The sequence below is a fragment of the Mangrovimonas cancribranchiae genome, assembly GCF_037126245.1.
In the GTDB taxonomy this organism is placed as follows: domain Bacteria; phylum Bacteroidota; class Bacteroidia; order Flavobacteriales; family Flavobacteriaceae; genus Mangrovimonas; species Mangrovimonas cancribranchiae.
Window position 1 is genome coordinate 283,137 of record NZ_CP136925.1, and the last position, 19,971, is coordinate 303,107.

Consider the following 19,971-nt stretch of genomic DNA (forward strand, 5'->3'; position numbering starts at 1 on the left):
TAGTATTGCGTGTAAAAAACATAAAGATAGTAAAATGATTATCAAATGCTTTTTTTGATAGTAAACAACTAACTTTGTATGATTATGTCTTTTGAAGAAATAAGTGAAAAGGATAAAATGCAATTAAAAATAGACAACACATTCACAAAAGAACTTCCGGCAGATACTGTCAAGGAAAATTATGTCCGTAAAGTAAATAATGCGTGTTTTTCTTATGTGTTACCTGTAACCACTTCAAATCCAAAGTTGATTCACGTTTCTTTAGAATTTGCCCAAAGTTTAGGTTTTGCAAAACCCGATTTAAAATCTAAAGCATTTTTACATCTCATATCAGGAAATACCATTTACCCAAATACCAACCCCTATGCTATGAATTATGGCGGACATCAATTTGGGCATTGGGCAGGACAGCTAGGTGATGGTCGTGCGATTAACTTATTTGAGATTAAACATAATAACCAACGCTGGGCATTGCAGCTAAAAGGCGCTGGAAAAACACCCTACTCGCGACAAGGAGATGGATTAGCCGTATTGCGCTCTTCTATTCGGGAATATCTGTGTAGTGAAGCTATGCATCATTTGGGAGTGCCAACCACACGTGCGTTGTCCTTAGCATTAACGGGAGATCAAGTGCTTCGAGATATGTTGTATAATGGTAATGCCGAATATGAGCTAGGAGCGATTGTATGTCGTGTGTCACCAACGTTTATAAGATTTGGTAGTTTTGAAATTTTAGCAGCGCAACAAGACATAAAAACCTTAAAACAACTAGCCAATTATACCATAAAACACTTTTATCCGCATTTAGGAACACCTTCAAAAGAAACGTATATTCAGTTTTTTGCTGAAGTGTCTCAGCGCACTTTAGAAATGATTATCCATTGGCAACGTGTAGGGTTTGTTCACGGCGTTATGAATACCGATAATATGTCCATTTTAGGATTAACCATAGATTATGGACCTTACGGTTGGTTGGAAGGTTTCGATTTTGGTTGGACACCCAATACTACCGATGCACAGCATAAGCGTTACCGTTTTGGCAATCAACCCAACATAGCGCTGTGGAATTTGTATCAACTAGCCAATGCATTGTATCCGCTAATTGAAGATGCCAAGCCGTTGGAAGACATTTTAAATCAATTTAAAACCGACTTTGATGTCAAGTCCTTACAAATGATGCGTTCTAAATTGGGACTGTTTGAAAATGATAATACAGATAAATTGCTCATTCAAGATTTGGAAGATAATTTACTGCTAACCGAAACTGATATGACCATATTTTTCAGAAAGCTGTCAGAATTAAAAAAAGATGAGTCAGAACAAGGACTTTCAATAATTTCTGAAGCTTTTTATGCTGAAACCATTTCCAAAGACATTAAAGAAAAATGGAAGAAGTGGTTTGCAGAATATGCTAATCGATTGCAGCAAGAACGACTTTCAGATGATGAGAGAAAACAAAAAATGAATCAAGTAAATCCAAAATATGTCTTACGAAATTATATGGCACAATTAGCTATAGATGATGCAGAAAAAGGCGATTATAAATTACTAGACGAATTATTTACAATGCTGCAAAACCCATACAACGACCAGCCTAAATACAACAAGTGGTTTGCCAAACGCCCCGAATGGGCAAGACATAAAGTAGGTTGTTCTATGTTATCGTGCAGTTCTTAATATATTTGTAAAAACAAGTTTTTAGAATGACATCAATAGATGATTTATACAACATACTTCACTTAAACCAAGTTGAAGATTTAAGCTTTCAAGGTGTAAGCAAAACCGTTGGTAGTCCCAATGTATTTGGCGGACAAGTTTTAGCGCAAGCCTTAAACGCCGCTTATCGTACCATTACCAATAACCGTGTGTTGCATTCTATGCATTCCTATTTTTTGGAAGCTGGCGATTTAACCCTGCCCATTACCTACGATGTTGGCGTAATGCGAGATGGTGGCAGTTTTTCGGTACGTCGTGTAACGGCAAGTCAAAACGGGAAGCTCATTTTTATTTTGTCGGCATCGTTTCATAAAAATGAAACAGGATATAACCATCAAATTGATATGAAAACTGATGTTGCGCAGCCTGAAGATTTATTGAGCTGGGATGATATGCTAGAGCAATTTGGCGATACGTTACCGGAAAAAACCAAAACCTTTTTAGAAATTCCAAGACCAGTATCCTTTAAACCTACGCAAGTGGCCAACCCTTTTGAAAAGAAAAATTTACCGCCTTATATGGATGTTTGGTTTAAGGTAAAAGGTGATGCTTCTAACTACAATTTAGAGACAAAACAACAGATTCTAACTTACATTTCAGATTACAATATTCTAGCGGTTGCTTTGCATAGACACGCTAGTAAAGCGCATTGGGGTAATACGCAAACGGCAAGTTTAGACCATTCTATGTGGTATTATCGCGATTTCGATTTTGACGATTGGATGCTTTTTTCTATGGATACGCCAAATACGTCTAATGCCAGAGGATTTGCTAGAGGAAATATTTACACACGAGATGGTGTTTTAGTAGCGTCGGTAGCACAAGAAGGGTTAATGCGACCAATACAATGAAAACTTACGATGTTATAATTATTGGTGGCGGAGCAGCAGGTTTTTTTGCAGCCATTAACATAGCTGAACAGAACCCAGGTTTAAGTATTTGTATTCTTGAAAAAAATAAAGAAGGCTTGCAAAAGGTGAAAATCTCTGGTGGCGGTCGATGTAATGTGACACACGCCGAGTTTATACCGCAAGAGTTGGTACAGAATTATCCTAGAGGAGAAAAAGAATTGTTGGGGCCGTTTCATCAATTTATGACAGGCGACACGATTGAGTGGTTTGAAAAGCGCAGTGTAGCATTAAAAATTGAAGACGATGGTAGAATGTTTCCCGTTTCAGATTCCTCACAAACTATAATCGATTGTTTTTTAAACGAAGTCAGAAAACACAATATAGATGTTCTATATAGTCAGAATGTCACAAAAATATCACCACAAGAGCAGCCAACAAGTTTTGAAGTAAACACAAAATCTGAAGTCTTTCAATGTGAAAAATTACTCATAGCAACAGGAAGCAGCGTAAAATTTTGGAAATTGATAGCCCAACTTGGTCACACTATTGCTAAGCCTGTTCCGTCGTTGTTTACGTTTAATATTGATGATGTACGAATTAAAGATATTCCTGGTGTCGTGGCTCAAGATGTTGAGGTGAAAATCCTGGAAACCAATTTAGTTTCAGAAGGACCATTACTTATCACGCATTGGGGAATGAGCGCACCCGCTATTTTAAAACTATCGGCATTTGGGGCTGTTACGTTGGCGAAAATGGATTATAAATTTAATATTGAAATCAATTTTATAAAACAAGATTTTGATGTTTGTTTGCATCATTTAAAAACAATAAAACAAGATTTAGGAAAAAAACAGGTGTTAAAATCGCCACAATTTGACTTGCCTAAACGGTTATGGCAACAATTGGTTTTGGCTTCAAAAATTAATCAAGATACGCGTTGGGCAGATTTAAATAAAGAGCAATTAGAAAATTTAACCAAACAATTAACCCAAGCCATTTTTAAAGTAAATGGGAAAAGTACCTTTAAAGAGGAGTTTGTTACCGCTGGTGGTGTCGATTTAAAAGAAGTTAATTTTAAAACCTTTGAAAGTAAACGCATTCCAAATTTATATTTTGCAGGAGAAGTACTCAATATCGATGCAGTAACCGGTGGATTTAATTTTCAAAACGCGTGGACAGGAGCGTTTGTGGCTTCAAAAGCAATGTCAAAATGAGATATATAGCCTTACTTCGTGGTATAAATATTGCCGGACAGAAAAAAGTCCCAATGGCAGAGTTACGCGAATTATTAACAAAATTGGGTTTAAAAAATGTACAAACTTACATTCAATCTGGTAATGTGATTTTTGAATCTAATGAAGAAAATACACAGCAATTAGAAGGTGAAATTCATAATAGCATTAAAGCGTATTTTGGTTTCGAGGTGCCAGTTTTAGTGAAAACACCAACACAATTACAACAAATTTTTAAGGATTGTCCTTTTCCTGAAACCAAAAAACAGAACAGTTACTTCTCGTTATTATATACGGTTCCAAACCAAGAGTTGGTAGATGAGGTCTCTAAAATTTCTTATGAAAATGAAGAAATTGTTATTACCAAAAACTGTATTTATTTTTATTGTGCAACAGGGTATGGGCGCACCAAATACAACAACAATTTCTTTGAACGCAAATTAAAAGTCACGGCAACGGCAAGAAACTATAAAACAATGCTAAAGTTGTTATCTTTGTCGCAATAATTAGTAAGAATGACCGAACAAGATTTTATTCCCAAGCCGTATGAAAATTCAGTTGAAAACGGTACTGTAACTTGGGAATCGCCAAGCAATATTGCTTTGATAAAATACTGGGGAAAACGCGATCCGCAAATTCCAGAAAATCCTTCTGTAAGCTTTACATTAAGTGAATGCAAAACCATAACCAAACTAACATACACAAAGAAAAACGACACTAAAGATTTCTCATTTGATGTGTTTTTAGATGGCGATAAAAAAGACGATTTCAAACCAAAAATCGAAACGTTTTTTAAACGAATAGAAGTTTACGTGCCATTTTTAAAAGACTATCATTTCACTATTGAAACAAAAAACACTTTTCCGCATAGTTCGGGTATTGCGTCATCGGCTTCAGGAATGAGCGCTTTGGCGTTGTGTTTAATGCGTATTGAGAAAGACCTCTCGACTACGCTCGAGGTGACAGAAGAATACTTCAATAAAAAAGCATCGTTTTTGGCGCGTTTAGGTTCTGGAAGTGCTTGTAGAAGTATTGAGGGCAATCTGATTGTTTGGGGAAAAACAGCACACATTGAAGGAAGCAGCGATTTGTTTGGTGTAAAATATCCGTATAAAGTCCACGACAATTTTAAAAACTATCAAGATACCATCTTGTTAATTGATAAAGGGGAAAAGCAGGTTAGTAGTACTGTTGGTCATCAATTAATGCACGGTCATCCGTTTGCCAAAGAACGTTTTGCACAAGCACACGATAATATGAAAGCGTTGAAGTCAATATTGGAAACAGGCGATTTAAATGCTTTTATTAACCTTATGGAAAGCGAAGCATTAACCTTACACGCTATGATGATGACCAGTAATCCCTATTTCATTTTAATGAAACCAAACACCTTGGAGGTCATTAATCGTATTTGGGAGTTTAGAGCAGAGACAGGACTTCATATTGGTTTTACGTTGGATGCTGGCGCGAATGTACATATTTTATATCCACAGTCAGAAAAAGCACAAATTCTTGAATTTATTGAAAACGAATTGGTTGCGTATTGCAAAAATGAAGAATATATATGCGATGTTGTTGGTGCTGGCGCACAACGAATTAATAATTAAGAATGAATAATTAAAAACTAGAAACGATTGTTGAGTATTTAATCTGTTTTGGATTTACGAGATGAAGCCTAATATTATTAAAGAGAAAAGTTTTAATTTTGCTGTTGAAATTGTGAATTTGTATAAAGATTTGGTTAACAGTAAAAAGGAGTATGTGATGTCTAGACAGTTGTTGAAATCTGGAACTTCCATTGGAGCTAATGTTAGGGAAGCTGAGTTTGCCCAAAGCAGAGCTGATTTTATCAACAAGATGTCCATTGCTCTTAAAGAAGCTAATGAAGCAAACTATTGGATAGAATTACTTTACGAAACCAAGTTTTTAAATGATGAAGAATTTCAAAAGTTTAAGTCTAAATCACAGGAAATCTTGAGATTATTAGTTAGTATTGTTAAAACATCTAAAGATTAATTCTTAACTTTACATTATTAATTTTTCATTAAAGAAATGAAAGGACCACTTTTTTACTCTAAAATCCTACTTTTTGGTGAATATGGAATTATTAAAGATTCCAAAGGATTATCCATTCCGTATAATTTTTATAACGGGGCTTTAAAAGTCACCAATAAAGATACAGAAGAAGCCAAAGCATCTAACAATGCATTACATCATTTTGCAGCCTATTTAGAACAAATAGATGCCAATTTAGTAACCTTCGATATTGAAGCCTTAACACAAGATATCGCCGAAGGAATGTATTTTGATTCGTCTATTCCGCAAGGTTATGGCGTAGGGAGTAGCGGTGCGCTTGTTGCTGCTATTTATGATAAGTATGCTAACGATAAAATAACCGTTCTTGAGAATTTAACGCGTGAAAAATTATTACAATTAAAAGCTATTTTCTCTGAAATGGAATCGTTTTTTCATGGAAAATCATCAGGACTAGACCCATTGAATAGCTATTTAAGTTTACCAATACTGATTAATTCTAAAGACAATATTGAAGCCACAGGAATCCCATCGCAAAAGGTTGATGGTAAAGGCGCTGTGTTTTTATTAGATAGTGGTGTTGTTGGTGAAACTGCACCAATGGTAAGTATTTTTATGGAAAATATGAAACAAGAAGGCTTCCGTAATATGCTTAAAGACCAATTTATAAAACATACCGATGCTTGTGTGGAAGATTTTTTAAAAGGCGATGTGAAGTCCTTGTTTAAAAATACCAAGCAATTATCTAAAGTGGTGTTAAGTCACTTTAAGCCAATGATTCCAAAGCAATTTCACGAACTGTGGAAAAAAGGACTGGAAACCAACGATTACTACCTAAAACTTTGTGGCTCTGGTGGTGGCGGTTATATCTTAGGATTTACAGAAGACATCAATAAAGCCCAAAAAGCCTTGAATGGTTATAAGCTAGAAGTGGTTTATAACTTTTAATTGTTTTTTATGGATACACTAATTAAAGACTTTTCAATAGGATTGTTTTTGTGGCAGTTTATCTTAGTAGTTCTTTTTATAGGAGCAATTTATCTTTTAATTAAGTTCGTAAAGCGTAACAAAATTAAGTAAGCTTTTCATGCTAACCAGAAAGCAAAAACATATTCTACTTAAGTTTTTTAGTATGTTTTCTGTAATTCGCGGTTACAATATTTTGGTTGTTGCTGTGGCTCAGTATTTAGCCTCCATTTATATTTTGGCTCATTATAAACCCGTCAAAGAAGTGGTTTTTGATGTAAACTTACTTATGCTAGTTTTAGCATCATCGGCAACAATTGCTGGTGGTTATATTATCAATAATTTTTACGATTCCGAAAAAGATTTAATCAACAGACCAAGAAAAACCATGTTAGATCGTTTGGTCAGTCAAAATACCAAATTGTCTTTTTATTTTGTGTTGAATTTTATTGCGGTTATTCTAGCTAGTTATGTGTCGTTTAGGGCTGTTGTGTTTTTCTCTATTTATATTTTTGGTATTTGGTTTTACTCACACAAACTCAAAAAAATGCCTTTTATAGGCAATTTAACATCGGCCATTTTAACCATTACGCCGTTTTTTATCATTTTTGTGTATTACAAGAATTTCGAGCACGTTATTTTTGTGCACGCTATGTTTTTGTTTTTAATAATATCCATGCGAGAGCTTACCAAAGACTTAGAAAACCTTCAAGGCGATTTGGCGCAGAATTATCAAACCATTCCTGTGGTTTATGGTGAAAAAGTATCAAAAATAATGCTTACAGTTCTAGGTGCATTAACATTACTTCCGGCCTTGTTGCTTATTTTCCAATATCAAGTAGGTAAAATGAGTTACTATTTTTACTTGAGTATTGTGTTGTTAATTGTTTTTGTAATGATGCTTTGGAAGTCAAATTCAAAATTGCAATACCTTATTCTTCATAATATTTTAAGGTTGATTATTGTGTTAGGTGTGATTAGTATTCCGTTGATTGATATAGGTTTGGTGCTTAATAAAATCACTTTTATTCGATAAGCAATTATTTATCATATATCTTTGCAAAAAAATTATAAGTAATGAGCAGAAAGCAAGGAACAGGAGGAAAGAATAGACCATCGGGAAGAGGGCAAAGACAGAATAGCGGAAATAGGTCTAGCAGAGGCGGAAACAATTCTGGAGGGAAAAGCTTTGCAAGAGGAAATGCTCCAGTGAAAAAGAAAAACACACCGAGTAAAAGCAAGTCGTCTTCAGGGGACATACGCTTAAACAAATACATTGCTAATTCTGGAATATGCTCACGTCGTGAAGCTGATGAGCATATTGCTATAGGTTTGGTAACCGTAAACGGAAAAGTGGTTACCGAAATGGGTTACAAGGTACAACTGGAAGACGATGTTCGTTTTGATGGACGCCGCATTAATCCAGAACCAAAAACATACGTTTTATTAAACAAACCAAAAGGGTTTGCCACAACAACAAGCAATGCCAAGGATAGAACTGTAATGGATTTAGTGGCTAATGCCACCAATGCTAGAATAAAACCTATTGGCCGTTTAGGACGAAATTCAACTGGTTTGTTATTGTTTACCAATGACGATACCGTTGTAAAAAAGTTTACTAACTCTAAAAATGGCGTACCGCGCTTGTTTCAAATAGAATTAGATAAAAATCTTAAATTTGAAGACCTCAAGCAGGTAGAAGAAGGTCTGAAGATTGATGGTAAAGAGGTTGTTGTTGAGGAAATTAGCTACATTGAAGGTCAAAGTAAAAACCTAATTGGGCTAAAAATAAAGAACACCGGAAATTCTATAATCCGTAATATTTTTGATCATTTAGGCTATAACATCATAAAAGTAGACTGCGTGGCGATTGCGCATCTTACCAAGAAAGATTTGCCAAGAGGCTATTGGAAGCATTTAACCAAACAAGAGGTTAATGCGTTGAAGATGTTGTAGTTGGGTGGTTTAATTTTTTTTAAAAAAAGTATTGTAATTCAAATTTTTGTATTTCATTTGCATCAGTTTTTTAGCTGAACAAAGTGAACACTGTTTATACGTTTGGGCTTTTGGGAATTAGGAAGTCATACCCAAAAGCAACCCTTAAGAAGGGAAACCGAAATTTAAAGCTAACTTCCGTAGAGCACTACTCAAGCCAACATTTGTTTGGCTTTATTCCTACAACCCAACGCCAACTGTTGGTTTGATAATCATTGTTTTTTATTGACGTAATGTTGCGTTAACACGCATTTTTCATCTTTAACCTTTAATAAAAAAACAATGAATACTAAATATATTGATTTAATCAATCAAACCTTTTATTTCCCTCAAGACGAGTTTGCACTCGATGGGCAGTTTTTAAAATTTCACAATATCGATCTAAAAGCATTGGTCGAAGAATATGGAGCGCCGTTAAAATTCACTTATTTACCACAAATAGCCAATAACATCAATCGCGCAAAAGGCTGGTTTGTAGCTGCCATAAAAAAGCATAATTACCCAGCAACGTACAACTATTGTTATTGTACGAAGAGTTCACACTTTAAGCACGTGTTAAACGAAGCACTAAAGAATGATATTCATATAGAAACGTCTTCGGCTTTTGATATTGACATAGTGGAAAACCTAAAACAGCAAAGTAAAATTACCGATGATACGTATGTGATTTGCAATGGTTTCAAACGTGCACAATATATAACCAATATTGCACGATTGATCAATGAAGGACATAACAATTGTATCCCCATTATCGATAATTACGAAGAAATCGATTTGCTTTCAGAAGAAATCAAAGGCAAATTTAAGGTCGGGATCAGAATAGCTTCAGAAGAAGAACCAAAGTTTGAGTTTTACACCTCACGACTAGGTGTTGGATATAGAAATATTGTACCATTTTACAAAAATCAAATACAGAATAATGATAAAGTAGAATTAAAAATGCTTCACTTTTTCATCAACACAGGTATTCGTGATAATGCTTACTATTGGAACGAATTACTTAAGTGCTTAAAAGTGTACATAAGCTTAAAGAAAATTTGCCCAACTTTGGATAGCTTGAATATTGGTGGCGGATTTCCTATTAAAAATTCATTGGCATTCGATTTTGATTACGAGTATATGGTTGATGAAATCATTAATCAAATAAAAATAGCTTGTGATGAAGCCGAAGTTGACGTGCCAAACATTTTTACCGAGTTTGGAAGCTTTACCGTTGGGGAAAGTGGTGGCGCTATTTACGAAGTGTTGTATCAAAAACAACAAAACGATCGTGAAAAATGGAATATGATAAACTCATCATTCATTACAACCTTACCAGATACTTGGGCCATAAACAAACGCTTTATAATGTTGCCTATTAACCGTTGGAACGATGGTTATGAGCGTGTATTGTTGGGAGGATTAACCTGTGATAGCGACGATTACTACAACAGCGAGCAGCATATGAATGCTATTTATCTACCCAAATACAACAAAGACAAACCGCTTTATATTGGCTTTTTCAATATTGGAGCTTACCAAGAAACCATTGGCGGTTTTGGCGGCTTACAACATTGCTTAATTCCATCGCCAAAACATATTTTAATAGATAAAGATGCCAATGGCAATTTAACAACAACACTATTTAGTGAACAACAAAAAAGTGAAGACTTACTTAAAATTCTAGGTTACGATGCAAACTAAAACTTACGCAGGAATCCCTGAAAAATATGCAAAATTAGACAGTTCTAAAATTGTATTAATTCCAGTACCTTATGATGGTACGAGTACTTGGCAAAAAGGTGCCGATAAAGGTCCAGAAGCCTTTTTGCACGCTTCAGAAAACATGGAGTTGTATGATATTGAAACACAAACGGAAGTTTATAAACAAGGGGTTTTTTTGGCCAATGCCGTAACCGAAAATAGTTCGCCGGAAACTATGGTAAATGCGGTGCATAAAGCCACTAAAAACTATATTAAGCGTAATAAATTTGTAACCATTTTTGGAGGCGAACATTCCATTTCCATTGGTACTATTCGCGCGTTTAATGAATGTTTTGATAATTTAACAGTGTTGCATATCGATGCGCATGCCGATTTACGAAAAGAATACGAAGGCTCTGCTTGCAATCACGCTTGTGCCGTTTACGAAGCAAGCCAGACTACAAATTTAATTCAGGTGGGAATTCGCTCAATGGACATAATGGAAAAAACCGTTATGGACCACGACAAAACCTATTTTGCTCACGAACTGGCACAAGACGATGCTTGGATGGATTCGGCATTAGACCAAATGACAGATAATGTGTTTATTACTTTCGATTTGGATGCATTCGATCCATCAATTTTACCAAGCACGGGAACACCAGAACCTGGTGGTTTGTTTTGGTATGAAACCCTTGAGTTTTTAAAAATGGTCTTTGAGGAAAAAAACGTGGTCGGATTCGATATTGTAGAACTTTGCCCTAATGAAAACGAAAAATCTTCAGATTTTTTAGCAGCCAAATTATATTACAAAATGTTATCGTACAAATTTATGGGAGAAGGTGCTGAAGATTCTTATGAAAGTAATTTTGATAACAATGATAACGGAATAAATAAATTTTCTAAATTTAATGACGATGAATACTAAAGGAGAAATATCAAAATTCATTGAGAAATACTATTTGCACTTCAATGCTGCGGCATTGGTAGATGCTGCTAAAGCTTACGAAGATCAATTAAATATTGGCTCTAAAATGTTAGTATCGTTGGCTGGTGCGATGAGTACTGCCGAGTTGGGTAAAATCTTTGCAGAAATGATTCGTCAAGACAAAGTGCATATTATTTCTTGTACTGGAGCTAATTTGGAAGAAGATATTATGAATTTGGTAGCCCACTCACATTACGAGCGTGTACCCAACTATCGCGATTTAACCCCAAAACAAGAATGGAATTTACTTGAACGTGGCTTAAATCGTGTAACCGATACGTGCATTCCAGAGGAAGAAGCCTTTAGACGTTTGCAAGAGCACATTTTTAAAATATGGAAAGATGCCGAAGATGCAGGAGAACGCTATTTTCCGCACGAGTTTATGTACAAAATGCTGTTAAGCGGCGTGCTGGAAGACTATTACGAAATAGATTTAAAAGACTCGTGGATGTATGCCGCTGCCGAAAAGAATTTACCAATTGTGGTTCCCGGTTGGGAAGATAGTACCATGGGGAATATTTTTGCAAGTTACGTGTTAAAAGGCGAGTTAAAAGCCAGTGCCATGAAATCTGGAATTGAGTACATGACCTTTTTAGCTGATTGGTATACCGATAACTCTAAAAATGGTATTGGGTTTTTCCAAATTGGAGGAGGCATTGCTGGAGATTTTCCTATCTGTGTTGTGCCTATGTTATACCAAGATATGGAACGAACCGATACGCCATTTTGGAGCTATTTCTGTCAGATTAGTGATTCTACCACAAGTTATGGATCGTATTCGGGAGCGGTGCCAAACGAAAAAATCACTTGGGGAAAACTAGATATTGATACACCTAAATTTATTATAGAAAGTGATGCTACCATAGTAGCGCCATTAATATTCGCCTATTTATTAGATATGTAATTATGAAGGACAATTTAAAACGCGTCATTGTTGACTTTAAAAAACTAACACCAGAGATTTTGGCTTTATTGGTTGAAAAATATCCTGATGGATATGATGACGACCAAATAATCAAGTTTAAAAATGCCAAAAGTGAATTGGTAGAAGCTGTTGAAGTAACCACAGAAGATACCAAGTATTTGGTGAAAGTAAGTACCAAGTTAGCCGTAACTATGGAAAATTATGATGAAGAAGACTATGATGATTTTGAAGATGATGATCCAGAAGCAGTACAGCCACCAGAGGTAGAAGAAGCGGATAACGACGACGATTAATTACCAGATTTAAATAACAACTAATTCAGATGTAACCTTCTGAAAACAGGATACTATGCTTTAAAAATAGATGGTTTTAAAGCCATCTATTTTTTTATGTAACCAAGTGTTTTTGTATTGAAAAATACATTAAATTTATAAAAAACACCATTCCACCTCGCATTGCCCTGTGTTAGTATTAAGGATACCACAACATTTTACACCAACGTTTTAAAAGCATCGGTTGGCGTTCTGCACAAAACTGGGTAGATGTTAATTTGTACGGCCATCAAATTACATTTACAAAAACAGGTCGTTTTAATTTTGATTATAGGAGTTATTCCTTAGGTGATGAAGTACTGCCATCATTTCATTTTGGTGTTATCTTAAATAAAGATGATTGGAACAAACTTTATTCATCACTAAAGAGTAACGATGTGTCTGTTACTAATAGCATAGATTTTCTAGCAGGAAAAACAGGTGAACACCAATCGTTTTTTATAAAGGATCCTAATGATTATACCGTAGAATTTAAATGTTTTAAAGAGCCATCGGCCATTTTTAAAGAATAATGTACCAGGTTGTTGCCTACCAAGTAGCCAGCACTATCCATACAAAAAGCGTAAAAGAACAGTTGGATTGGGAACTGCTGTTTTCGGATAGTGACGAATTGTTTTATAAATTTTCAAAAGATCAATTTATCTATATTTTTCAATATGGAATGGTTGGTTTTTTTAATCTCTCAACAGATGATATAGGAGAAGTTTTAAAACAGCTAAAACCATTTTCTAGAAATTTTTTTCAGGAAAGAATATCAGAAACCATCCATGTTGATGTGCAGCAGAACATCCTTAAAGTAGCGTTTGAAAAAGTCATTTTACCATATTTAGATACCGAAATGATACGGTTGGTTGTATTGAATGCTTCGCAATCCGTGGCACTAAACCGCTATTCAGAAATTACTGAAGAATTATTGGAAGAAACCAACAAGCACACGCTCTATCTAGAGCGCAAGGGTAAATTGGATATCTCTGGAAATAAGCTAAAGCGCTTTATTGGTAAAACGCTTAACATTAAAAATAAGATTTCAGAAAACCTATATATTTTCGATGCGCCAGAGATTACATGGGAAAGTGAACAATTGAATAGATTAAATACCGATTTAAAACAGTCTTTCGATCTTACAGATCGTTATCATTTAATTCACGATCGCATCGAGATTATTAAGGAAAACCTCGAGCTGTTTAAAGATATTATGGATCATAAGGAAAGCAGCAAACTAGAATGGATTATCATTATCCTAATTCTAGTTGAAGTAGTGGATATGTTTGTGGTAAAAATTTTCTTTTAAAGGAGTGCTTTTAAGGCGTCATAATATTGCTTGGTAATATGAATGCCATTATGCCCGGCATCGGTTATAATTGTTAAATCGATGTTTTCTGGAGCAATGGCTTGTAGTTTTTTAGAGTTTTCATCAATATGAACGAGGAAATCGCGACTACCGTGGAAAATTTTTATAGGGCATTTCACCTCTTTTATAAATTTGTAGGTAGGAATGTCGTATTTAACTATAAATTCTGGAATAGGTGGCGCAATTTGTTCGGAAATTAATGTCTTCCAAGAATAATAAGGCGCATTTATAATTAACATTTTTGGGTTGTTTTTGGAAGCTACATAGGTTGCTAATCCGCTGCCTAAAGAAAACCCTAGAGTAATAATGTTTTCTTCGCTATATCTGGTTTTTGCAAAATCATACACCTTTTGAGCATCATTTAATAATTGCTTGCTGTTGCTGTATTTTCCATCACTTTTACCATAACCTCTATAATCAACAAATAAAATATCGTAATTGTTTTCCAAATATAGAGGAGCACGTTTTCCCCAATCATGGATAGCTCCAGCGTTTCCATGATAATACACAATAACACCTTTTGATGCTTCAGCTTTAAAAAGTAAAGCGTTTAAAAACACATTGTCATCAACTTCAATATTTAATTCTTCAAAAGGTTCTTCAAAGTTAAAAACATAGGTTTTGTCTAGAGTTTTGGGATTGAAAAAAAAGCGTTCTTGTTTAAAATATAAAAACACTAAAATTAATACATGAAGAATTGCTAAAACCACAACAACCCTTAGTAAACGACGGAAAATTTTCGGGAAGTTTATTTTCAAAAGACAAAAATTTAAAGTGTTTTTATAAGCGCTTTAAAAAGCGTTATTAGGTTAGGTTCTGCTTTTTTTGCCATAGCGATAATGTCTTCAATATTTACTGGCTCTAGATTCTCTGGATTGCATTCATCGGTTAATACCGAAATAGCAGCCACCTTTAGGTTTAAGTGATTGGCAACAATAACCTCGGGAACAGTGCTCATGCCAACAGCATCAGAACCTAAAATTTTAAGCATGCGGTATTCGGTTTTGGTTTCTAGCTGTGGGCCAACAACGCTAGTATAAATACCCGAATGAAGGGTTATGTTTTTGTCACTAGCAATGGTTTTTAGTTTGTTTTTGATGTTTGTGTTGTAGGGTTCACTCATATCAACAAAGCGTTCGCCTAAAAGCGAAACACCTTTAAAGGCTAGAGGAGAATTGCCTTGTAGATTTATATGGTCGTCTATAAGCATCAATTCCCCTTTTTTAAAGTTTAAGTTTATAGCACCGCTAGCGTTAGAAATAAGTAAGGTGTGGATGCCTAGTTTTTCCATAATTCTAACCGGGTAAGTAACGTCTTGTAGTGAATACCCTTCGTAAAAATGGAATCGACCTTGCATAACAACAACCTTTTTGCCTTCTAAACTTCCATAGATTAATTTTCCTTTATGAAATTCTACAGAAGCTGTAGGGAAATTAGGAATATGATTGTAGCTAACTTCTTGTATTACGTCTATATCATTTACAATTTGATTTAAGCCTGTGCCAAGAATTATACCTATTTCAGGACTGTCAAATCCTTTGTTTTTAAGGTAATCGGTGGTTTCGTTTATAAATTCAATCATAATTATACATTAAAATGATATTACGAATATAGGTTAAAAACACTTTTTATGTATGGGGGTGTCCTTAATGTTGTAGTTTTTAAAACCAAAAAAGCCCTAAATCATTTGTTATCAAATGTTTAAGGCTTTAAGGTGGTGGTGCCTCCAGGAATCGAACCAGGGACACAAGGATTTTCAGTCCTTTGCTCTACCAACTGAGCTAAGGCACCAGTTGCTTAATTGCGGATGCAAATATAACGGCATTTTTAATAATCACAAAAGAAACTAAATAAAAAATTCCTTTTGTACCTTTATCCCTTTATAAATTACACATGAATTTAATTATTGATATAGGAAATACAGCAGTTAAAATAGCTGTTTTTAAGGAAGGTACGCTACTTTTTAGTTCAAGAGGCAAAGTTGCAAACCTTGAAGAAATAATAAATGAAATATTTCAAGAGTATCCTCAAATTTCACAAGGTATTATTGCTTCAGTTGGAAAATTACCTCTAAATGTTGTTAATTGGTTGAAGAATAAAATTAATATTATTATTTTAAATAATGAAACAAAATTACCCTTCAAGAATCAATATAAAACACCAAAAACGTTAGGCGTAGATCGTATAGGGTTAATTAGTGCAGCTGTTGAGGAATATCCCAACAAGCATGTGCTTATAATAGACGCGGGAAGTTGTATCACGTACGATTTTGTAACTAATAATGCCGAATATCTTGGCGGCGCTATTTCTCCAGGGGTTCGAATGCGTTATAAAGCTATAAATACTTTTACTGCAGGATTGCCATTACTTGAAACTAAAATACCACAACATTTTGTTGGGAACTCTACAGAAAACTCAATACAATCAGGTATTGTGTATGGAGTTTTGAATGAAATTGATGGTTTTGTTAAAGAATACCAAAATAAATATTCAGATTTAACAGTTATTTTAACAGGAGGAGACGCTAATTTTTTGTCTAAACAATTAAAAAGTAGCATATTTGCCAACTCGAATTTCCTTTTACAGGGTTTGAACTATATTTTACGATTTAATTTAATTGAATGATTAAAAAGCTTTTAATAGTTTTTCTTGCATTAATTGCATTTACTAGCTACGCTCAAGAAGATGCTGCTTCACCTTATTCGTTTTACGGTATAGGTAGCCTAAAATTTAAAGGTACTGTAGAAAACCAAAGTATGGGTGGACTTAGTATTTTTTCTGATAGCATCCATGTAAATTTACGAAACCCTGCATCTTATGCGGGTAAAAACCTTGAGATTTATGGTAATAAATCAAGGCCAGTAAAATTTACTGTTGGAGGAAGTCACTCTACGGCTAAACTAAAAAGTAACTCTGGAGAAGATAGGTATAATAGTTCAACATTCGATTATATAGCACTTTCCATACCTATGAATAAGTTTGGATTTGGTTTCGGATTGTTGCCTTACACATCGGTTGGTTATAAGCTAGAAACTTATGGAGCCAATGGTATTGAAACAAGATTTAGAGGAGAAGGTGGCGTTAATAAAGCATTTTTGTCTTTAGGATATCAAATTACCGATAATTTAAGTGCAGGTATTGATGTAAATTACAATTTTGGAAATATTCAAAATAAAACGTTAGCCTTTTCTTATAATTCCGATGATGAATTAACAAGATATCAAACTCGAGAAGATAATCGATCTGATTTAAGTGGTTTTAATATCAATCTAGGAGTAATTTACAAACGTAAAATTACCGATAAATTAGAGTTAACCTCTGCGGCAACTTATACGCCAAAAACAAAATTAAATTCACGTAATCAACGTTACTTTAATACTATAGCGTACAATACAAGTCTGCAACAAGAGTTTATTGTTAATACAATTGAAGCTAATTTAGATGCTAACGGATTAAAAGAAACCGAGTTAGTTATGCCAGCTAAACTATCGGTTGGAGCAGGGATTGGACAACCAAGAAAATGGTTTGTGGGCGCCGAATATACATTTCAAAAAACAAGCGACTTTTCAAACGAATTGTATAATGCTAGTCAATCTGCAGTAGCAACTAATTATAAAAATGCCTCAAATTTTTCTTTAGGAGGATTTTTTATTCCTGAGTATAATTCATTCTCAAGCTACTTAAAACGTGTGGTTTATAGGGCTGGTGTGAGGTTTGGGAATACCGGGTTAAGTATAAATAATGAAGATATAAACGAGTTTGGCATATCTTTTGGATTAGGTTTACCAGTTGGGAACGCATTCTCAAATGCCAATCTAGGTATCGAAGTAGGAGAAAAAGGAACAATTAACAATAACCTAATACAAGAAAACTTTGTTAATATTAACTTGAGCCTCTCTTTAAACGATAGATGGTTTGTTAAAAGAAAATATAATTAAGCTTACAATAAATTACGAATTATGAAGACGAAGATTACATTATTAATTACCGTTTTGTTTTTAGGACTAGGAGTTACCAAAGCTCAAAATGAAGACCTAAACACACTTTCCATCATGACGGAATATACCAAAGCGAAAAATTACGACGCTGCATATAAACCGTTTATGGAACTAAGAGAAAGAAACCCTAAATATCACAGAGGGATTTACAAATACGGTGAAGATATTCTTGATTATAAAATAGAAAACACTACGGGTGCAGAGCAAGTAGCTTTTATTAACGACTTATTAAAACTTTGGGAACAAAGAGCAACGTATTTTGCTAGTAAAACACCTAAAGGAGAGTATGGCGCGAAAGCATGCCAGTTAATGTATGATTACAGAAAAGATTTAAGTAAAACCGATGAGGAACTTTATGAATGTTTTGATGCGGCTTATAAAGCAGATCCTAAAACGTTTACAAACCCAAAATCGTTATACACATATTTCTCTTTAATGGTAGATTTATACGATGCAGGAAAGAAGCAACCAGCAGAATTGTTTAACAAATATGATGATGTTGTAGAAAAAGTAGAAAGCGAAGTAAGTAACTACTCAGAGAAGTTAAACAAGCTTATCGAAAAAGAAGATGCAGGAACAGCGTTAACATCAAGAGACAAGTCTTATAAAAGATATTATGAGAGTTACCTTTTAAATTATGATAAAATTTTAGACGCTATTAATAGAAAATTAGGTGAAAGAGCCGATTGTGAAAACTTAATTCCACTTTATACTAAAGACTTTGATGCTAACAAGAACGATGCCGTTTGGTTACAAAGAGCCATGAGTATGATGTACCAAAAAGGTTGTACAGACGATGCATTATTTGTAAAAGTTGTTGAACAAAAAAACAGTATCGAGCCAGATGCTAATACAGCATTTTACGTAGGTATTCTTAAAGATAAAGCTGGTCAGTCTTCTGAAGCACTTAAATATTACGAGCAAGCATTAAGCCTAGAAACAGACGGCTTTAAAAAGGCAAAACTTTACAATAAAATTGCGATAAAGCTAAAAAGTAAAGGAAGTTACTCTAAAGCAAGAAACTATTTTAGAGAAGCACTAAAATTAAACCCTTCAAACGGAAGACCGCATTTATCAATTGCTGGAATGTATGCAAGTAGCGCTAATAGCTGTGGCGATTCAAGCTTTAATAAAAGAGCTGTATTTTGGTTAGCAGCATTAGAAGCAGAAAAAGCAGGACGTGTAGATCCAACATTAAAAAGTTCTGCAGCTCAAACAGCAGCAAACTATAGAGCAAAAGCACCTCAAAAATCGGATATCTTTAGTAAAGGTAACGCAGGTGAAACTATTAGAATTGGTTGCTGGATTGGAGCTAGTGTTACAGTACCACAAATATAATGCGTTTACACTTTAAACATATTACAAAACTTATGGTCACAGCATTTGCTGTGACCATGTTTTTTTCATGCAAAAACAACTTCGAAGAGGTTAAAAAAATAGGTGTTTCGGAAAACGAGCCTATTGGTATCGCCGAAAATATTAATCTTAAATATACCGACTCTGGTAGAGTAACAGCAAATTTAAGGAGCCCTAAAATGCTAGATTTTACCAACAGAGAGTTTGCGTATAATGAATTTCCAGAAGGAATTACCTTGTATCTTTTTGATGAACAAAATCAAAAAAGTACTGTTATTTCAGATTATGCTATAGTTTACGATAAAACAGGACTAGTAGATATGCAAGGAAACGTTGTTTTAGCATCAGCAACAAACGACACCTTGTATGCAGACCAATTATATTACGACCAGAATAAAGAATGGTTGTTTACCAATCAAGCTGTAACCTTTAAAACAGGTAGAGACCGTATTAATGGCACAGGATTCGATTCCGATGTAAAATTTAAACAAGCGCAGGTTTTAGAAATAGATGGCATCATCACACTTGATGAATAATTCGCTAT

General features: G+C 34.5%; 21 protein-coding genes and 1 tRNA gene. 19 read left to right on the top strand and 3 right to left on the bottom strand.

The features are described from left to right. The first annotated feature begins 117 nt into the window (after window positions 1-117). From R3L15_RS01225 to R3L15_RS01295, 15 genes are all read left to right on the top strand, one after another. On the top strand, window positions 118-1,677 hold the full coding sequence (locus R3L15_RS01225) for a protein adenylyltransferase SelO family protein (RefSeq protein ID WP_338734098.1): 1,560 nt from the start codon (window positions 118-120) through the stop codon (window positions 1,675-1,677). A gap of 26 nt (window positions 1,678-1,703) precedes the next feature. Further along, window positions 1,704-2,567 carry an acyl-CoA thioesterase II gene (locus tag R3L15_RS01230; protein WP_338732767.1) on the top strand — a complete coding sequence of 288 codons (864 nt, stop codon included), beginning with the start codon at window positions 1,704-1,706 and terminating at the stop codon, window positions 2,565-2,567. Beyond that, entirely contained in the window at window positions 2,564-3,781 is a 1,218-nt protein-coding gene (locus R3L15_RS01235; RefSeq protein WP_338732768.1) for an NAD(P)/FAD-dependent oxidoreductase, read from the top strand. Before R3L15_RS01230 ends, R3L15_RS01235 begins: the two co-directional genes overlap by 4 nt. Next, the gene (locus R3L15_RS01240; protein ID WP_338732769.1) at window positions 3,778-4,305 is read left to right on the top strand and encodes a DUF1697 domain-containing protein; all 528 of its coding nucleotides are present in this window, start codon (window positions 3,778-3,780) and stop codon (window positions 4,303-4,305) included. The genes R3L15_RS01235 and R3L15_RS01240 overlap by 4 nt, the downstream gene beginning before the upstream one ends. Window positions 4,306-4,314: 9 nt before the next feature. After that, on the top strand, window positions 4,315-5,406 hold the full coding sequence (locus tag R3L15_RS01245) for a diphosphomevalonate decarboxylase (protein ID WP_338732770.1): 1,092 nt from the start codon (window positions 4,315-4,317) through the stop codon (window positions 5,404-5,406). Window positions 5,407-5,467: 61 nt separating this feature from the next. After that, on the top strand, window positions 5,468-5,815 hold the full coding sequence (locus R3L15_RS01250; RefSeq protein WP_338732771.1) for a four helix bundle protein: 348 nt from the start codon (window positions 5,468-5,470) through the stop codon (window positions 5,813-5,815). A gap of 36 nt (window positions 5,816-5,851) precedes the next feature. Beyond that, on the top strand, window positions 5,852-6,781 hold the full coding sequence (locus R3L15_RS01255; protein ID WP_338732772.1) for a mevalonate kinase: 930 nt from the start codon (window positions 5,852-5,854) through the stop codon (window positions 6,779-6,781). A 139-nt stretch (window positions 6,782-6,920) separates the two neighbouring features. Next, a complete protein-coding gene (locus R3L15_RS01260) occupies window positions 6,921-7,835 on the top strand; it encodes a geranylgeranylglycerol-phosphate geranylgeranyltransferase (protein WP_338732773.1) in 915 nt (304 codons plus the stop codon). 41 nt (window positions 7,836-7,876) lie between these two features. Continuing rightward, window positions 7,877-8,755 (top strand): pseudouridine synthase, encoded by an 879-nt coding sequence (locus R3L15_RS01265; protein WP_338732774.1) that lies wholly within the window; start codon window positions 7,877-7,879, stop codon window positions 8,753-8,755. Window positions 8,756-9,076: 321 nt separating this feature from the next. Continuing rightward, window positions 9,077-10,477 (top strand): arginine decarboxylase, encoded by a 1,401-nt coding sequence (locus tag R3L15_RS01270; RefSeq protein ID WP_338732775.1) that lies wholly within the window; start codon window positions 9,077-9,079, stop codon window positions 10,475-10,477. Further along, a complete protein-coding gene (speB, locus tag R3L15_RS01275; protein WP_338732776.1) occupies window positions 10,467-11,405 on the top strand; it encodes an agmatinase in 939 nt (312 codons plus the stop codon). The genes R3L15_RS01270 and speB overlap by 11 nt, the downstream gene beginning before the upstream one ends. After that, complete coding sequence (locus tag R3L15_RS01280; RefSeq protein ID WP_338732777.1) at window positions 11,395-12,369, top strand: deoxyhypusine synthase family protein; 975 nt, start codon at window positions 11,395-11,397, stop codon at window positions 12,367-12,369. The genes speB and R3L15_RS01280 overlap by 11 nt, the downstream gene beginning before the upstream one ends. A gap of 2 nt (window positions 12,370-12,371) precedes the next feature. Next, window positions 12,372-12,683 (top strand): hypothetical protein, encoded by a 312-nt coding sequence (locus R3L15_RS01285; RefSeq protein ID WP_125466915.1) that lies wholly within the window; start codon window positions 12,372-12,374, stop codon window positions 12,681-12,683. A 257-nt stretch (window positions 12,684-12,940) separates the two neighbouring features. Continuing rightward, window positions 12,941-13,234 (top strand): bleomycin resistance protein, encoded by a 294-nt coding sequence (locus tag R3L15_RS01290; RefSeq protein ID WP_338732779.1) that lies wholly within the window; start codon window positions 12,941-12,943, stop codon window positions 13,232-13,234. Continuing rightward, window positions 13,234-14,013, top strand: coding sequence for an RMD1 family protein (locus R3L15_RS01295; RefSeq protein WP_338732780.1), 780 nt, complete (start codon window positions 13,234-13,236; stop codon window positions 14,011-14,013). Before R3L15_RS01290 ends, R3L15_RS01295 begins: the two co-directional genes overlap by 1 nt. On the opposite strand, the gene R3L15_RS01300 is transcribed toward R3L15_RS01295, so the two are convergent. From R3L15_RS01300 to R3L15_RS01310, 3 genes are all read right to left on the bottom strand, one after another. After that, a complete protein-coding gene (locus tag R3L15_RS01300) occupies window positions 14,010-14,831 on the bottom strand; it encodes an alpha/beta fold hydrolase (RefSeq protein ID WP_338732781.1) in 822 nt (273 codons plus the stop codon). The two genes, R3L15_RS01295 and R3L15_RS01300, sit on opposite strands and share 4 nt — an antisense overlap. Before the next feature lie 11 nt (window positions 14,832-14,842). Then, window positions 14,843-15,655: a purine-nucleoside phosphorylase gene (locus tag R3L15_RS01305; RefSeq protein WP_338732782.1), complete on the bottom strand. Its 813-nt coding sequence runs from the start codon at window positions 15,653-15,655 to the stop codon at window positions 14,843-14,845. Between the two features lie 133 nt (window positions 15,656-15,788). Then, window positions 15,789-15,864, bottom strand: a tRNA-Phe gene (locus R3L15_RS01310). Window positions 15,865-15,966: 102 nt separating this feature from the next. On the opposite strand from R3L15_RS01310, the gene R3L15_RS01315 reads away from it, so the two are divergent. Genes R3L15_RS01315 through lptC form a run of 4 tightly spaced genes read left to right on the top strand, consistent with a single transcriptional unit; the run spans window position 15,967 to window position 19,963 of the window. Continuing rightward, window positions 15,967-16,698: a type III pantothenate kinase gene (locus tag R3L15_RS01315; RefSeq protein WP_338732784.1), complete on the top strand. Its 732-nt coding sequence runs from the start codon at window positions 15,967-15,969 to the stop codon at window positions 16,696-16,698. Next, window positions 16,695-18,011: a hypothetical protein gene (locus R3L15_RS01320; RefSeq protein ID WP_338732785.1), complete on the top strand. Its 1,317-nt coding sequence runs from the start codon at window positions 16,695-16,697 to the stop codon at window positions 18,009-18,011. Before R3L15_RS01315 ends, R3L15_RS01320 begins: the two co-directional genes overlap by 4 nt. A gap of 21 nt (window positions 18,012-18,032) precedes the next feature. Beyond that, window positions 18,033-19,409 (top strand): tetratricopeptide repeat protein, encoded by a 1,377-nt coding sequence (locus R3L15_RS01325; RefSeq protein WP_338732787.1) that lies wholly within the window; start codon window positions 18,033-18,035, stop codon window positions 19,407-19,409. A 32-nt stretch (window positions 19,410-19,441) separates the two neighbouring features. Continuing rightward, the gene (gene lptC / locus R3L15_RS01330) at window positions 19,442-19,963 is read left to right on the top strand and encodes an LPS export ABC transporter periplasmic protein LptC (protein WP_338732789.1); all 522 of its coding nucleotides are present in this window, start codon (window positions 19,442-19,444) and stop codon (window positions 19,961-19,963) included. The last annotated feature ends 8 nt before the right edge of the window (window positions 19,964-19,971 follow it).

What these genes read in the sequence shown, in the direction of transcription:
- R3L15_RS01225 (WP_338734098.1), top strand. Translation starts at nt 118, where the DNA reads ATGCAATTAAAAATAGACAACACATTCACAAAAGAACTTCCGGCAGAT.
- R3L15_RS01230 (WP_338732767.1), top strand. Translation starts at nt 1,704, where the DNA reads ATGACATCAATAGATGATTTATACAACATACTTCACTTAAACCAAGTT.
- R3L15_RS01235 (WP_338732768.1), top strand. Translation starts at nt 2,564, where the DNA reads ATGAAAACTTACGATGTTATAATTATTGGTGGCGGAGCAGCAGGTTTT.
- R3L15_RS01240 (WP_338732769.1), top strand. Translation starts at nt 3,778, where the DNA reads ATGAGATATATAGCCTTACTTCGTGGTATAAATATTGCCGGACAGAAA.
- R3L15_RS01245 (WP_338732770.1), top strand. Translation starts at nt 4,315, where the DNA reads ATGACCGAACAAGATTTTATTCCCAAGCCGTATGAAAATTCAGTTGAA.
- R3L15_RS01250 (WP_338732771.1), top strand. Translation starts at nt 5,468, where the DNA reads ATGAAGCCTAATATTATTAAAGAGAAAAGTTTTAATTTTGCTGTTGAA.
- R3L15_RS01255 (WP_338732772.1), top strand. Translation starts at nt 5,852, where the DNA reads ATGAAAGGACCACTTTTTTACTCTAAAATCCTACTTTTTGGTGAATAT.
- R3L15_RS01260 (WP_338732773.1), top strand. Translation starts at nt 6,921, where the DNA reads ATGCTAACCAGAAAGCAAAAACATATTCTACTTAAGTTTTTTAGTATG.
- R3L15_RS01265 (WP_338732774.1), top strand. Translation starts at nt 7,877, where the DNA reads ATGAGCAGAAAGCAAGGAACAGGAGGAAAGAATAGACCATCGGGAAGA.
- R3L15_RS01270 (WP_338732775.1), top strand. Translation starts at nt 9,077, where the DNA reads ATGAATACTAAATATATTGATTTAATCAATCAAACCTTTTATTTCCCT.
- speB (WP_338732776.1), top strand. Translation starts at nt 10,467, where the DNA reads ATGCAAACTAAAACTTACGCAGGAATCCCTGAAAAATATGCAAAATTA.
- R3L15_RS01280 (WP_338732777.1), top strand. Translation starts at nt 11,395, where the DNA reads ATGAATACTAAAGGAGAAATATCAAAATTCATTGAGAAATACTATTTG.
- R3L15_RS01285 (WP_125466915.1), top strand. Translation starts at nt 12,372, where the DNA reads ATGAAGGACAATTTAAAACGCGTCATTGTTGACTTTAAAAAACTAACA.
- R3L15_RS01295 (WP_338732780.1), top strand. Translation starts at nt 13,234, where the DNA reads ATGTACCAGGTTGTTGCCTACCAAGTAGCCAGCACTATCCATACAAAA.
- R3L15_RS01305 (WP_338732782.1), bottom strand. Translation starts at nt 15,655, where the DNA reads ATGATTGAATTTATAAACGAAACCACCGATTACCTTAAAAACAAAGGA.
- R3L15_RS01315 (WP_338732784.1), top strand. Translation starts at nt 15,967, where the DNA reads ATGAATTTAATTATTGATATAGGAAATACAGCAGTTAAAATAGCTGTT.
- R3L15_RS01320 (WP_338732785.1), top strand. Translation starts at nt 16,695, where the DNA reads ATGATTAAAAAGCTTTTAATAGTTTTTCTTGCATTAATTGCATTTACT.
- R3L15_RS01325 (WP_338732787.1), top strand. Translation starts at nt 18,033, where the DNA reads ATGAAGACGAAGATTACATTATTAATTACCGTTTTGTTTTTAGGACTA.
- lptC (WP_338732789.1), top strand. Translation starts at nt 19,442, where the DNA reads ATGGTCACAGCATTTGCTGTGACCATGTTTTTTTCATGCAAAAACAAC.